Origin of the sequence: uncultured Nevskia sp., from assembly GCF_903885465.1 — a bacterium.
In the GTDB taxonomy this organism is placed as follows: Bacteria; Pseudomonadota; Gammaproteobacteria; order Nevskiales; family Nevskiaceae; genus Nevskia.
This window is the reverse complement of sequence record NZ_CAISIQ010000084.1, coordinates 1-13,145: the sequence shown is the minus strand read 5'-3', so window position 1 is coordinate 13,145 and position 13,145 is coordinate 1. Positions and strand designations below refer to the sequence as shown.

Below are 13,145 nucleotides of genomic sequence, written 5' to 3'. Positions count from 1 at the left end.
GCCTTGCCGGAACCCGGTTACGTGCCGCGTCCGGCCCAGCCCGGCTCGGGCTACATCGAACTGAACTACGCCGACTACGCAACGCCGATCGATGCGCCGCTGATCCAGCATCTGATCCTGCGTCATCGTCTGCAGAAGAAGGACCCGAGCGCGGCGGTCAGCGAGGCGGTCAAGCCGATCGTCTATTACCTGGATCGCGGTGCGCCGCCGCCGATCCGCGACGCGCTGCTGGAAGGCGCCCGCTGGTGGAACCAGGCTTTCGAAGCGGCGGGCTATCGCAATGCCTTCCAGGTGGAGTTGCTGCCGGAAGACGCCGATCCGCTCGACGTCCGCTACAACATCATCCAGTGGGTGCATCGCGCGACGCGGGGCTGGAGCTATGGCAACGCGGTCAACGATCCGCGTACCGGCGAGATCATCAAGGGCAATGTGACGCTGGGTTCGCTGCGCGCCCGTTACGACTATCTGATTGCAGATGGCTTGTTGTCGCCGTATGGGGAAGCGGGCGCGGTCGATCCGGCGATGCAGAAGCTGGTGATGGCCCGCCTCAGCCAGCTGGCCGCGCACGAGATCGGCCACACCCTGGGCCTGCTGCACAACTACATCGCCAGCCGCGACGGCCGGACGTCGGTGATGGACTATCCGCAGCCGCTGGTGACGCTCAAGGCTGATGGCTCGGTTGATCTGAGCGATGCCTATACCGCCGAAATCGGCGCCTGGGACAAGGTCGCGATCGACTATGGCTACCGTGAATTCCCGGCTGGCAGCGATGAGCCGGCGGCACTCGCCGGCATTCTTCGCAAGGCCCAGGCGCAGGGCATCGGCTTCCTGACCGATGAAGATGCACGACCGGCCGGTGCCGCCCATCCCGATGTCAGCCTCTGGGACAACGGCCGCGACAATGCCGCCGAACTGCGCCGCATGATGGCCGTCCGCAAGGCGGCGCTGGCGCGCTTCGGCGAGAACGCGATTCGCCGCGGTCGGCCGCTGGCCAGCCTCGAGGAAGCGCTGGTGCCGCTGTACCTGTATCACCGCTATCAGATCGACGCGACCGCGAAAGCGCTCGGCGGCCAGCGTTACGTCTATGCCCTGCGCGGCGATGGTCAGACGCCGGTGCAGGCGGTGCCCGCGGCCGAACAGCAGCAGGCGCTCGATGCCTTGATCGAGACCTTGCAACCGGCGGCCTTGAGCTTGTCGCCAGCCTTGCTGGCGCTGCTGCCACCGCGGCCGCCGGGCTGGCCGGCGACGCGTGAACTGTTCGCCCGCAGCACCGGCTTGACCTTCGATGCCACGGCTCCAGCGGTTGCCGCGTCGACCTTGACCATCAACGCCCTGCTGCAGCCGGAACGCGCCGCGCGGCTCGTGCAGCAGCGCGCGGGGGACGGCAACCTACCGGGTTTCGAAGCGGTCACCGATCGGTTGATCGCAGCCAGCTTCGATGGCCGCGCGACGAATAGCATCGACAAGCAAATCCTCCACGCGCAACAGTTGATCGTTGTGCAGAAGCTGATCGCGCTAGCTGGCAAAGGCAGCAGTCCAGCCGTGCGCGGGGTCGCGTTAGTGAAATTGGAGCAGTTGCTGAGTCGCTCAGCCGCCCGTCGTCCCCAACCTGATCCGGAGTCCGCTGGCCAGACCCTGCTGATCGCCGACCTGATCCGCCGCTTCCAGTCGGCCACCGACCCGGCAGCGGGTGCCTTGCCGGAACCGACGCTGCCGGCCGGACCGCCGCTCGGCGATTAGGGTGGTCGTCCCGGGTCGGAGGTTCCTCTGTCTGCGGGGGCCACGTAGACTGCGCGACTGCCACGGTCGAAGCCCATGAACGAATCCGATCCATCCGAATCCGCCAAGCCGCGCCGCAAGGGTCCCACCAAGGGGATCTACCTGCTGCCGAACCTGTTCACGACCGGCACCTTGTTCGGCGCGTTCTACGCGATCGTGTCGTCGATGAACGGCAATTTCGATCAGGCGGCGATCGGCATCCTGTTCGCGATGATTGCCGACGCGCTCGATGGCCGCATCGCGCGGATGACCAATACCTCCACCGATTTCGGCAAGGAGTACGACTCGCTGTGCGACATGGCGGCGTTCGGCATCGCTTCGTCGATCGTCGTCTACGCCTACAGCCTGCGCTTCCTGTCTGACTACCAGTGGCTGGGCGGCAAGCTGGGCGGCGTGCTGGCAATGACCTACGCCACCTGCGCAGCACTGCGCCTGGCCCGCTTCAACGTGCTGGCCGCGATCAAGGGCAGCAGCAAGGATTTCTTCGGCCTGCCGAGCCCGGCTGCTGCAGCGGTGGTGGTGTTCTTCGTCTGGACCGCGTTCAGCTATGACCTGAGCGGGCTCGATGTACTGATTCCGGCCAGCATCCTGACCCTGGGCAGCGCGCTGCTGATGGTGTCGTCGATCCGCTACAACAGCTTCAAGAAGATCAACCTGGCCGGCCGCATGCGCTTCATGTCGTTCGCCGCGGTGATCGGTGTGCTGGCGCTGGTTTCGATCAATCCGCCGCTGATCCTGTTCCTGATCTTCTTCGCGTACGCGATGTCCGGTCCGGTGACCACCGTGCTGCGCCGGATGCGCAACAAGCCGGCGCCGGTCTGAGGAGGCCATGTCCATGCAGCGTCTGAAAATCGATTACGTCTCCGATATCGCCTGCCCCTGGTGCGCGATTGGCCTGGGTGGCTTGATTGCCGCGGTCGATCGTCTGGCCGGCAAGCTCGAAGTCGAGCTGACCTTCCAGCCGTTCGAGCTGAACCGCAACATGCCGCCCGAAGGCGAGAACCTGGGCGAGCACATGGTCGCCAAGTACGAGCTGACCGCGGCCCAGATCGCCGAGAACAACGCGCAGATCACCGCACTGGCGGCAGAAGCCGGTTACGTCTTCAACCTGACGCGCGACAGCCGGATCTGGAACACCTTCGATGCCCACCGGCTGATGTACTGGGCCGAGTCGCACGGCGATCCACTGATGCTGCAGAACTTGCTGTTCAAGGACAATTTCACCGATCAGCGCAGCATCTCCGACCACGCCGTGCTGGCCGAGATCGCCGTCGAAGCCGGCCTCAACGGCGAGCGCGCGAAGGAAATCCTGGCCTCGGAAACCTATCTCGACGAAGTCGACGAGCGCATGAAGCTGTGGCTGTCGAAAGGCATCCGTGGCGTGCCGGCGATCATCATCAACGACCGCCACATCATCGAAGGCGGGCAGTCGTCGGCAGTCTTCGAGCAGGCCTTGCTGCAGATCGCGGCGTCGTCGGCCGAGCCGGCCTGAGCACGGCCGCAAGCCACCGACGGCAGCCCGAACACGACGCGCGGCAATAACGCGCGCTTGGCGAGCGGCCCGTGGCTGGTCTATCATTCGCGCACCATGCAAGCCCGCACCAGCTCCCAGATGTTCTTCGCACCGACGCTGTTCGGTCGCGAGCTGCTGCTTGCCCTTCGACTGCTGCCGTAAGGCAGACCATCGAAATTCGCCCGTCCGGGGGCTAGTACCGGAAAAAGAGCCTGAACGTCCTGTCCCAAACCGATACATCCCTGTATCGGATTGTTGAACGACGGCTATTCGCCGTCGGAAATCCAAACACTGTATTTGCGAGAACCCCATGAAAGACCAGCTCATCATTTTCGACACCACCTTGCGCGATGGCGAACAGTCGCCCGGCGCGGCCATGACGCTCGACGAAAAGGTTCGTATTGCGCTGGCGCTGCAGAAGTTGAAGGTCGATGTCATCGAAGCCGGGTTCGCGATCGCCAGCCCCGGTGACTTCGCTTCCGTGCAAGCCGTGGCCCGCGCGGTCAAGGAATCGGTTGTCTGTTCTTTGGCCCGTGCCAATGCCGGTGATATCACCCGCGCCGGTGAAGCCTTGCAGCCCGCGGCGCGCAAGCGCATCCACACCTTCATCGCGACCAGCGCGATCCATATGGAGAAGAAGCTGCGCTTGACGCCGGATCAGGTCGTCGAGAACGCAGTCGGCGCAGTCAAGCTCGCGCGCACTTTCACCGATGACGTCGAGTTCTCCGCCGAGGACGCCGGCCGTTCCGACATCGATTTCCTCGTCCGCATCTTCGACGCGGTGATCAAGGCCGGTGCCACCACGCTCAATGTGCCGGACACCGTCGGCTACATGATTCCGAGCCTCTGGGGCGAGCGCTTCAAGACCTTGATCGAGCGGGTACCGAACGCCGACAAGGTGATCTGGTCGACGCACTGCCACAACGATCTCGGCATGGCCGTCGCGAACTCGCTCGCCGCGGTGATGAACGGCGCGCGCCAGGTCGAGTGCACGATCAACGGCCTCGGCGAGCGTGCTGGCAATGCCGCGGTCGAAGAAATCGTCATGGCGATCCGCACGCGCCACGACATCTTTCCCGTCACCACCCGTGTCGATGCCACACAGATCGTGCCGTGCTCGCGCCTGGTCTCGAATATCACCGGCTATCCGGTGCAGCCGAACAAGGCGGTGGTCGGCGCCAATGCCTTCGCGCATGAGTCCGGCATCCACCAAGACGGCGTGCTCAAGCATCGCGAGACCTACGAGATCATGCGCGCCGAAGATGTCGGCTGGTCATCGAACAAGTTGACCTTGGGCAAGTTGTCCGGCCGCAGCGCTTTCCGCGCCCGGCTCGACGAACTCGGCTACCAGTTCAAGTCCGATGCCGAACTCGCCGAAGCGTTCGCGCGCTTCAAGGACCTCGCCGACAAGAAGCAGGAAATCTTCGATGAGGACTTGCAGGCCTTGGTCACTCAGACCGAGCAGGCCCGCTCCGAAGAGCGCGTGACCTTGCAGTGGCTCGAAGTGACGTCGAAGACCGGCACCAAGCCCTTGGCCAAGGTGGCCTTGGCGGTCGATGGTGAAATCCGCGAAGTGCAGGCGCTCGGTGACGGTCCGGTCGATGCCGTGTTCGCGGCGATCGAGCAGCGGGTTGGCACTGGCGCCAAGTTGCTGCTCTATTCGGTCAATGCCATCACCACCGGCACCGATGCCCAGGGCGAAGTCACCGTGCGCCTGAGCAAGGATGGCCGCGTGGTCAATGGCTTGGGTGCCGATACCGATATCGTCATTGCTTCGGCGAAGGCTTATCTGAACGCGGTCAACCGCCTCGAGATCCCGACCAGCCGCGCGCATCCGCAGCATGCGGAATTCGCGGCGATGCCCTGATCGACAGGGCAATCGGCAATTGATTGCGAGCAGCACGAACCCCGGCTACGGCCGGGGTTTTCTTGTCAGCGAATCTCCGCTGGCGCTGGGGTCGGCACGGTAAAGTAGCGCCATGCATAGCCAACGCCGCGCCCGCCTGCTGAAAGCGCTGGACCTCGAGGTCTGGATGCGCCGTGGCGCCCCACAGGCTGTCGCGGCGGACACGGCGTCGGTGCTCGATGCGCCGTCGATGGCCGATTACGACCAGCCGGAAGCGGATGTTCCGCCCGCGCCAGCACCGCGGACGATCGCGCCACGTCCGGCGCCGCGGCCACAGCCGCCACCGCTGCTGCTCGTCGAACCGGAACCTGTCGCACCGCCTTATGTGGCTCCGGCAGACTGGGACGGCCTCGCCGCAGCCGTCGCCAGTTGCACGCGCTGCAAGCTGTGCAAGACCCGGACGAAAACGGTGTTCGGTGTCGGCCCGCAGGATGCCTCGCTGCTGGTGATCGGCGAGGGCCCCGGTGCCGATGAAGACCAGCGCGGCGAGCCTTTCGTCGGCAAGGCTGGCAAGCTGCTCGACGAGATGCTGAACAGCATCGGCCGCGCACGCGCCAGCAATGCCTACATCGCCAATGTCGTGAAGTGCCGGCCGCCCGGCAACCGCGATCCGGAATCCGATGAAGTGGCCGCCTGCCGGCCGTTCCTCGATCGCCAGATCGAACTGATCCAGCCCAAACTCATCCTGGCGCTGGGGCGTATCGCCGCGCAGCGCCTGCTTGGCTCCGATGCACCGCTGTCGAAATTGCGTGGACCGCTGCACGTCTATGGTCCGGTAAAGACGCCGGTGCTGATCAGCTATCACCCGGCTTATCTGCTGCGCTCGCCGGGTGAGAAGGCCAAGAGCTGGCTCGATCTGAAGCGCGTGCATCAACTGCTGGCCAAGTCTGAAGCGGCCGTCCGCTGATCGGCTCTCCTCTATTTCATCCGAACATCCTGCCGTGAGCGCTTTGCCGAAAGATGCCAAAGATGTCTGGGCGATCCTGCCGATGCAGGTGGCGCTGCTGCCTCAGGTGCTCGAGATCGAGCGCCGCGCCTACGAGTTTCCCTGGACCGAAACGATCTTCAAGGATTGCCTGAAGTCCGGTTACAGCGCCTGGGTGCTGGCTGGCGATGACGGCCGTCTCGCCGGCTATGCGCTGATGAGCATGGCCGTCGACGAGGCCCACGTGCTGAATCTCTGCATCGATCCGTTCCAGCAGCGGCGCGGCTTCGGCCTGAAGCTTCTCAAACACCTGATGAAGATTGCGCGTGCCGCGCAGGCGTCGATCGTGCTGCTGGAAGTGCGCAAGTCGAACAAGGCGGCGCTGAAGCTGTACGAGGGAATCGGCTTTGCGCGGATCGGCGTGCGCAAGGCCTATTACCCGGCGGCGGGCGGTCGCGAGGACGCGCTGGTACTCGGCTTCGACATCCTGTGATCGATGCCGTGATTCAGGCCGCGTGCGCCTGATGTCGCGACGCACGCTGATCATCCTGCTGGCGGGTCTGCTGATCGGCGCCGCGGGCATGGCCTTGTTGAACCGCTTTCTGCAGCCGGCTTCGATCAAGCCCATTGCCGGCAGCTCGGTCGCCGCGCATGAATCCAAGTCTGAAGTCGCGCCGAACGCGGACGCGATCTGGGCGATCAGTCTGGTTCGCGCCCGGCCCGGTCAGCGCGAACGCTTGTTGCGTTTCCTGCGGGCGAACTGGCTGGCGCTGGATGCGCTACTGCTGGAGCAAGGCCGGATCAGCGGCTATCGCCTGCTCGAAGCCGATGTCGTTACGGGGGTGATCAACGACAGCAAGCGCTGGGACTATGCGGTGATCCTCGAATACCGCGATCGTCAGGCAATGCAGGATTTCGTTCCGGCCTATCTCGCGCTGCTGAAGGCGCGGCCGCAGGTGCGGATCGACGGACTGGTGTTCGCCGATCTCGGCGAAGTGGTGCAACAGCAGGTCGCAAGGCCGCTCGGGGACGAAGATGAGTAAGCAGCGACGCAGCGCGCAATGGGCCTGGGCGTTCAACGACTGGGCCAACTCGGCCTTCGCGACGACGGTGCTGGTCGGCTTCTTTCCGATCTTCTTCAAGCAGTACTGGGCGACGGAAGTCGACGCCACCGATGCCACTTTGTATCTCGGCCTCGGCAACTCGGCCGCTGCGTTGATCGTGATGCTGATCTCGCCCTGGCTCGGCGCGCTGGCTGATCGCCTTGGTGCTGCAAAACGCTTCCTCGGCGTGTTCACCGTGCTCGGCGCGTTGGCGACCTTCACTTTGGCCTTCATCGGCGCCGGCCAGTGGCATGTGGCGATCGTGGTGTTCGCGCTGGCCTCGATCGGCTTCTTCGGCAGCCTGACTTTCAACGATGCGTTGCTGGTCAACGTCGCCACGCCCGAGGAAAGCGACCGCGTGTCCTCGTTCGGCTACGGCCTCGGCTATCTCGGCGGCGGCCTGCTGTTCCTGATCAACGTGGCAATGGTGCTCAAGCCGGAAGTCTTCGGCCTGGCCGACAAGGTGGCCGCAACCCGCGCCGCGTTCATCAGCGTGGCGCTGTGGTGGCTGCTGTTCTCGATACCGCTGTTCCTGCGGGTGCCGGAAACCCGCAACGCCAACCAGCAGCCGTTCGGCTGGCGCGAGATTTTTGCCACCGTCCGCCAGATCGCCCAGCACCGCCCGGTATGGATGTTCCTGCTCGCGTACTTCCTGTACATCGACGCTGTCGGCACCCTGGCGCAGATGGCGGTCGATTTCGGACTGAATCTTGGCTTCGCTTCCGACAGCCTGATCAAGGCGCTGCTGATCGTGCAGTTCGTCAGCTTTCCGGCGGCGATCGGCTTCGGCTATCTGGCGGACCGCATCGGCACCAAGCGGGCGATCTACCTCGGCTTGTCGGTCTACATCGCGGTAACGATCTGGGGCTACTTCATGCAGACCGAAGCCCAGTTCTACCAGATGGCCGCCGCGATCGGCCTGGTGCAGGGCGGGGTACAGTCTCTGAGCCGTTCGTACTTCGCGCGGCTGATTCCGCCCGAGCAGGCCGGCCAGTTCTTCGGCTTCTACAACATGCTCGGCAAGTTCGCCGCAGTGCTCGGGCCCTTGGTCGTCGGCATCGTCGCCGCTACCACCGGCAATCCGCGGCTATCGATCTTGGCGCTGATCGCGTTCTTCATCATCGGCATCGTGCTGCTGGCGCGGGTGCCGGAGCCAGTGTCGAAGCCGGTTGAGTGATGAATCCGGCACAGCCTCCGGATCGTCTGACGATCCGGAGGCTGTGCCTCAAGCACGTACGCTGAACCGCGAACCTAGCGCTCGTAAGCGCCAAGATCGCAGGCTGCGATGTGATCGCCATTGCCGTCGCGCGGACGCGTGACCCGGCGCTGATCGGTGCTCGGGCAGGAGCCGACGGCGGCATCAATCGCGATGCTGCCGGGCTTGAGCGCGAAAGTCGGGGATTGCCAGCCGTTCAACGCCAGCGGCTGCAGCACGGTCACGAAGGTGTCGGCATTGAGGACCAGCAAGGTGGTTGCGCAGTTGCCGGAGTCAGCTCCGCGCAAGAGACCGCTCTGCACGAACTGGGTGCCTGACCCTTCGTTCAGGCAGTTCTGATCGCGCTGATCGACGCCGTTCTCGGGATCCGCGACCAAGCCATTGCCGGCGATGATGCTGTTGCTGATCGAGATGCGGCCACGGTTGGTCAGGCCATAGACCGGGTTGCCGGCGATGGTGACGTTGACCAGCCGCGCCGACGCCGTCGGCCCGTCGTAGCGGCCGCCGTTCTCGATGGCGGCGGTGCTGCTATAGGGCTCGCCGTTGGTGTTGCCGCTGACCGTGCTGTTTTCGAGCCGCAGCATGCCGTTGCCGAGGTTGAGAATGCCGCTCTGGTGGGAGATCTGGTGGATCGGCTTGCCGTCGGCGCCACAGGGATACTCGCCGTCAAAGTAGACCACGTGCGTATCCGGGGTTCGAGTGACATCGCCGGCCATCGTCAGGCTGGAAATCAGCGTCCCTCTGCGTACCTGTCGCTGCGAATCGACATACGGTACCTCGCGCATGACGAGGAACCCACCCACGACCTGGATAAAATAGCCCTCGTCGCGCAGGCGCTTCAAATCGGGACTAAGACTTATCGGTTTTTGTGACATTGAAGATTGTCCCCTTGTGCTTCACTTCGACGGAACCACCGGGTCCAAGCTCGCCCGCGTGAGGTTTCGACTCGGCGTGGCGGTAGGTCATCGCAAAGACAATGTTCGGCCCATGCGGTCCCGGGAATGCCAGCTGCACCACCTGCTCGAACGTGACGTGGGCGGCGGGCACCGTTTCGGAACGCGAGTTCACGATGATTTCGTAGGTGCGCACCGGCTTTGGGCCGGTAACGAAGCGCTCGATCCCTGGTGCGGTCAGATCGACCAATTCGGTTGGCTCGACCAGCCGGTTCGTGCCGCCGCGGACTTCGAGAAAAACCGCCTCGTGCGGTCCGACCTTCCCCAGCGTATAGAGGACCGCACCGCTGACGGTGGGCTTGCCCCAAGCCAGCTGGTGGTCGTTCAGGGTCAGCTTGAAGTCGCGGTCGGTCAGGAACGCGATGAAGCGCTCAGCGCCTCGGGCGCGAAGGTCGAAAGGTTCTTCGGGGCGAACATCCTCGAAGTCACCCGTCGGAAGCACGGCGAAGAGGCTGTAGCCGGCCCGCGGGTCGACCCCCGCGGCAGCGAGGATCTGGCGCCCGAGCGGCACAGGATCAGCAAGGGTGAGCGAGCGAAAGTTGGCGTCGCCCTGAGCGTATTGGATGCGGTAGCCACGGGCTGTCCGTAGCGGCCGACCTTCGCGCACGGCAGTGCCCACGTCGTCGAATTCAGGTATTTCGTTGGAGGCCATGATAGTTTTGTCGTTAAAGCTGGGCGGGATATTCCGCCATTAACGACTCAATCGCTGCCACCACCGCCGCCCGGTAAGTTTCCCTAGAATTTCTTGCGCAGAGCTCCGGCCGGTGTCGGCCCGCATATGAAGAATGCCGGACACCCCGGGCAGACCCGCGCAGAGGGTTTCGTGGGAAAGCGCCCGCGGCGAATATCATGGAGAAAGCCTTTCAGCTTCTCCTCGCGGTTCTGCAGTTCCCTTGGGGACAATGATAGGGGCTGCGCAACCTGGTCGGATAGGTAGACGAGTTCGACGATGGCTCCCGGGAAAGCCGCGCGAGCGGCCAAGACAAAGGCCGCGGCGCCCACATCCTTGTCGTCCGTTGACCGCTGGTGCCCGGTGCGCACGCTGCGGAGGGTCCGTACGCCGTCTGACCTGAAAAGCACGTCATCAGGTCGAACGATGATTTCCTCCTCCCCGAAGGTCAGGCTCAGGGCGGTGGGCGCCTCCGGCGTCTGCCCTTGCCGAATCGAGGCAAAATAGCGCAGCATGCTCAGGGCAAAAGTCCGGTAATCGCCCTCGTAGCCGTGACCGGACAGGCCGTGGACCGCAAATGCCGCGGTGACTCTGCCGGCCAGTTCGGCCTCGCTCACGCTCGTGCCATCGGCGACAATTTCCTGGAAAACCGTGCGAATCGCATCGTGCATCTGCATGAAAGCCGTCGCGGTTCGGCGTCCGCCTACTTGCAGAATGTGCGTGTAGAAAAAGCGCTTGGGGCATTTTTCGTAGAGCGCGATCTGCTGCGCGCTGAAACGTAGGCCGCCATTGATCGTGAGTTCGATCTCGGCCATTTCCGGCGCCAGGGGCAGGCTTCGAACCGGTGTCACAATTCTTCGAGTCAGGCCCGCGCCGAGCCGGTCGAGGAACGGAGACAGCGGTCGCTTCGATCCCGCGGAGTTCTTGGTCGGCGCGTAAAGGAATAAGCGATCGCGGGCGCGCGACAATGCTACGTAGAAAAGACACTCCTGTTCTTCCGCGTGACCCAGGCGGAAAACCTCTAGGCCGCTGCCGGCGCCGTTCGCGACCAGGCCGTCAGGTGGCGGGCACGGCGGCGGAATCGCCGGCCGGGGAAGCGTGCCGGCGTTGAGACCGGTCAAATGCACCACCGGAAACTCCAACCCCTTCGCCCCGTGGAACGTCATCAGGCGAACGGCGTCAAGTCCTTGAGCGGCGGTCGGGAGCTGGCGCAGGTCACGGTCATCACCCAATCGCAGGAGACGGCGGATGCGGTCAAGGAGGCGCTGGATCGGAAGCCCCGTTCCGGTGGGCTGCGAGCGGACAAAGTTCATCAGTTGCCAAAGCGCGATTCCCTTGGACTGGTCCGCGATCTTTGGCGACGTGGCGAGCCGTGCGGCGATCCGCGTCCGGTCAAGTAGAACTGTGGTCAGCACCATCCACGGAGAGGAATCCGAGTCAAATCCGTCCAAAGCCGCGGCCAGTCGGACCACGGCCGCCCGACCATCCGGAGAGAGCACTCCGGTCAGGACCCGATTATGTAACCACGCGCCAGGCGAAATCTCGTGGTTGCGGAGATCGTCCAGCACCACCGCCACGTCTGCGAATGGCATCGCAAACTCCGGCCAACAGGCTAGCCGGACCAATCCCATGGCCCGCTGGTCAACCAGGACCGAGAGCAAGGAAAGTAGACCTTTGACCTCAGGCCGTTCGAACAGGCTGCCGAGGAAAAGCACGGGCAGGCCGAGCCGTTCCAGATCCTGCCCGAGGTCCGAGAGCGCTTCGTTGCCTGTACATAGCACGGCCTGATCACGGTAGTTGTGACCAGCAAGGTGCATCTCCTCAATCGCCTCGGCCACTGCCACCGGCTGTTGTTCAGCCTGGTCCACCGTTCGCAGCTCGGGCTGCAGTCCGCTCACGCCCCGGTCCGCAGTCAGTCTGCTGCCCACCTGGCCCGTTTTCATCCGCGCGGAAAAAGTGGAAAAGGCAGCCACCACCTCGGCGAAGGAACGATAGTTTCGCTCCAGCTGCCCCCGCACGCCGCCCGGAAAATCCTCCCGCCCAAATCGCGCCAGATTGAATGACGAGGCTCCACGAAAGCGGTAAATCGATTGTTTGGCGTCTCCTACCGCCCAGAGGTTTTCTCCGGCACCCCGCAACGCGACCAGCAGCCGCACGCTGCTTCGGTTCACGTCCTGATACTCGTCGACAAGCACGTGGTCATACTGGGCTTGGCAGTGCGCGCGAATCGCGGCGTTGCCTTCGAGCAGTCGAACGGGCAGCGACACCAGATCGCCGAAGTCGATGCAGTTTGCCCGGCGTTTCAGCGCCTCATAGGCGGCGTACACCCGCGCGACTTCCGCGGCCTTCTCCGCGGCGACCCGCTCCTCGTCGCTCTTGGCCTTCTGCCGCATGCGCTCGGCCAGCTCCGCATACGATTTCTCATCCACCACCTCGTCCTTGGCGCGCGAGATCGCAGCGAGGAGGTCGGCGATCACCTGTGTTGGATCATAGAGATTGCGATAATGAACCAGCCCGAGCCGAGGGAACTCCTGTTCGAGGAGTTCGACCGCTTCCGTCCGGTCCAGCAAGCGCGGATCCGCGAGCAGACCCAGTTCGGCGTGGAAGCGCCGGACTAAGTCGAGACCGAAGGCGTGAAACGTTCCGATCCACATTGCCGCGGAGGCGTCCTTGTGCTGGATCGCGATCCGCTCAACCATCTCGGCTGCCGCCTTGTTCGAAAAGGTCAGAAGCAGGATCCGGCGCGGGTCGACGCCATCTGCCAGCAAGCCCGTGACCCGCGTGGCCAGCGTCTGTGTTTTGCCCGTTCCAGGCCCGGCCTCGAGCAGATACGCTAGCCCACGGTGCCCCGCGGCATCGCGCTGCCGCGGATTGGGCGGGCGCTCAACCTGCAGCCCACCGTTTTTTGGCACGATTGGCGGCAGAAGCAGCGCGTCCAGTAGTTGTTGCGCGACCACTTCGATCGGAGCGCCATACCGTTCCGCAATAGCCGAAACGGTCATATTGTCCTCCACGTGGAGCTTCCGCACCACCGGGCGGGGCAAAAGGAACTCGCGCGCGAACAGGTCCATCTGGATCTC

The 13,145-nt window shown here is 64.1% G+C and carries 11 protein-coding genes and 1 pseudogene; 8 read left to right on the top strand and 4 right to left on the bottom strand.

The genetic code is table 11. The features are described 5' to 3' along the window. The 8 genes from QZY06_RS03180 to QZY06_RS03145 form a co-directional block, all read left to right on the top strand. Positions 1-1,740, top strand: a 1,740-nt coding sequence (locus tag QZY06_RS03180; RefSeq protein ID WP_295680102.1) for a zinc-dependent metalloprotease, incomplete at its 5' end; no start/stop codon positions are given. 75 nt (positions 1,741-1,815) lie between these two features. Beyond that, positions 1,816-2,601, top strand: coding sequence for a CDP-diacylglycerol--serine O-phosphatidyltransferase (pssA, locus tag QZY06_RS03175; RefSeq protein ID WP_295680099.1), 786 nt, complete (start codon positions 1,816-1,818; stop codon positions 2,599-2,601). A gap of 13 nt (positions 2,602-2,614) precedes the next feature. Beyond that, positions 2,615-3,271 carry a DsbA family oxidoreductase gene (locus QZY06_RS03170; RefSeq protein WP_295680097.1) on the top strand — a complete coding sequence of 219 codons (657 nt, stop codon included), beginning with the start codon at positions 2,615-2,617 and terminating at the stop codon, positions 3,269-3,271. 331 nt (positions 3,272-3,602) lie between these two features. Beyond that, positions 3,603-5,159 (top strand): 2-isopropylmalate synthase, encoded by a 1,557-nt coding sequence (locus QZY06_RS03165; RefSeq protein ID WP_295680094.1) that lies wholly within the window; start codon positions 3,603-3,605, stop codon positions 5,157-5,159. Between the two features lie 112 nt (positions 5,160-5,271). Next, positions 5,272-6,105: a uracil-DNA glycosylase gene (locus QZY06_RS03160; RefSeq protein WP_295680091.1), complete on the top strand. Its 834-nt coding sequence runs from the start codon at positions 5,272-5,274 to the stop codon at positions 6,103-6,105. 34 nt (positions 6,106-6,139) lie between these two features. Further along, entirely contained in the window at positions 6,140-6,616 is a 477-nt protein-coding gene (gene rimI / locus QZY06_RS03155) for a ribosomal protein S18-alanine N-acetyltransferase (protein ID WP_295680089.1), read from the top strand. Between the two features lie 31 nt (positions 6,617-6,647). Then, positions 6,648-7,166 carry a hypothetical protein gene (locus tag QZY06_RS03150; RefSeq protein ID WP_295680086.1) on the top strand — a complete coding sequence of 173 codons (519 nt, stop codon included), beginning with the start codon at positions 6,648-6,650 and terminating at the stop codon, positions 7,164-7,166. Continuing rightward, entirely contained in the window at positions 7,159-8,403 is a 1,245-nt protein-coding gene (locus QZY06_RS03145) for an MFS transporter (RefSeq protein ID WP_295680083.1), read from the top strand. Before QZY06_RS03150 ends, QZY06_RS03145 begins: the two co-directional genes overlap by 8 nt. A 74-nt stretch (positions 8,404-8,477) precedes the next feature. On the opposite strand, the gene QZY06_RS03140 is transcribed toward QZY06_RS03145, so the two are convergent. The 4 genes and pseudogenes from QZY06_RS03140 to QZY06_RS03130 form a co-directional block, all read right to left on the bottom strand. Then, entirely contained in the window at positions 8,478-9,026 is a 549-nt protein-coding gene (locus QZY06_RS03140) for a choice-of-anchor Q domain-containing protein (protein WP_367275550.1), read from the bottom strand. Further along, positions 9,006-9,317 (bottom strand): annotated as a pseudogene (locus tag QZY06_RS22115) (DUF6791 domain-containing protein); the annotation flags it as partial. The gene QZY06_RS03140 and the pseudogene QZY06_RS22115, both read right to left, overlap by 21 nt. Then, on the bottom strand, positions 9,292-10,047 hold the full coding sequence (locus QZY06_RS03135; protein ID WP_295680078.1) for a multiubiquitin domain-containing protein: 756 nt from the start codon (positions 10,045-10,047) through the stop codon (positions 9,292-9,294). The pseudogene QZY06_RS22115 and the gene QZY06_RS03135, both read right to left, overlap by 26 nt. Positions 10,048-10,130: 83 nt before the next feature. Then, the coding region (locus tag QZY06_RS03130; protein WP_295680075.1) for an ATP-dependent helicase at positions 10,131-13,145 on the bottom strand (3,015 nt) is incomplete at its 5' end.

Excerpts from the sequence above, each read along its gene's own strand:
- pssA (WP_295680099.1), top strand. The coding sequence starts at position 1,816 with ATGAACGAATCCGATCCATCCGAATCCGCCAAGCCGCGCCGCAAGGGT.
- QZY06_RS03170 (WP_295680097.1), top strand. The coding sequence starts at position 2,615 with ATGCAGCGTCTGAAAATCGATTACGTCTCCGATATCGCCTGCCCCTGG.
- QZY06_RS03165 (WP_295680094.1), top strand. The coding sequence starts at position 3,603 with ATGAAAGACCAGCTCATCATTTTCGACACCACCTTGCGCGATGGCGAA.
- QZY06_RS03160 (WP_295680091.1), top strand. The coding sequence starts at position 5,272 with ATGCATAGCCAACGCCGCGCCCGCCTGCTGAAAGCGCTGGACCTCGAG.
- QZY06_RS03150 (WP_295680086.1), top strand. The coding sequence starts at position 6,648 with ATGTCGCGACGCACGCTGATCATCCTGCTGGCGGGTCTGCTGATCGGC.
- QZY06_RS03145 (WP_295680083.1), top strand. The coding sequence starts at position 7,159 with ATGAGTAAGCAGCGACGCAGCGCGCAATGGGCCTGGGCGTTCAACGAC.
- QZY06_RS03140 (WP_367275550.1), bottom strand. The coding sequence starts at position 9,026 with ATGCTGCGGCTCGAAAACAGCACGGTCAGCGGCAACACCAACGGCGAG.
- QZY06_RS03135 (WP_295680078.1), bottom strand. The coding sequence starts at position 10,047 with ATGGCCTCCAACGAAATACCTGAATTCGACGACGTGGGCACTGCCGTG.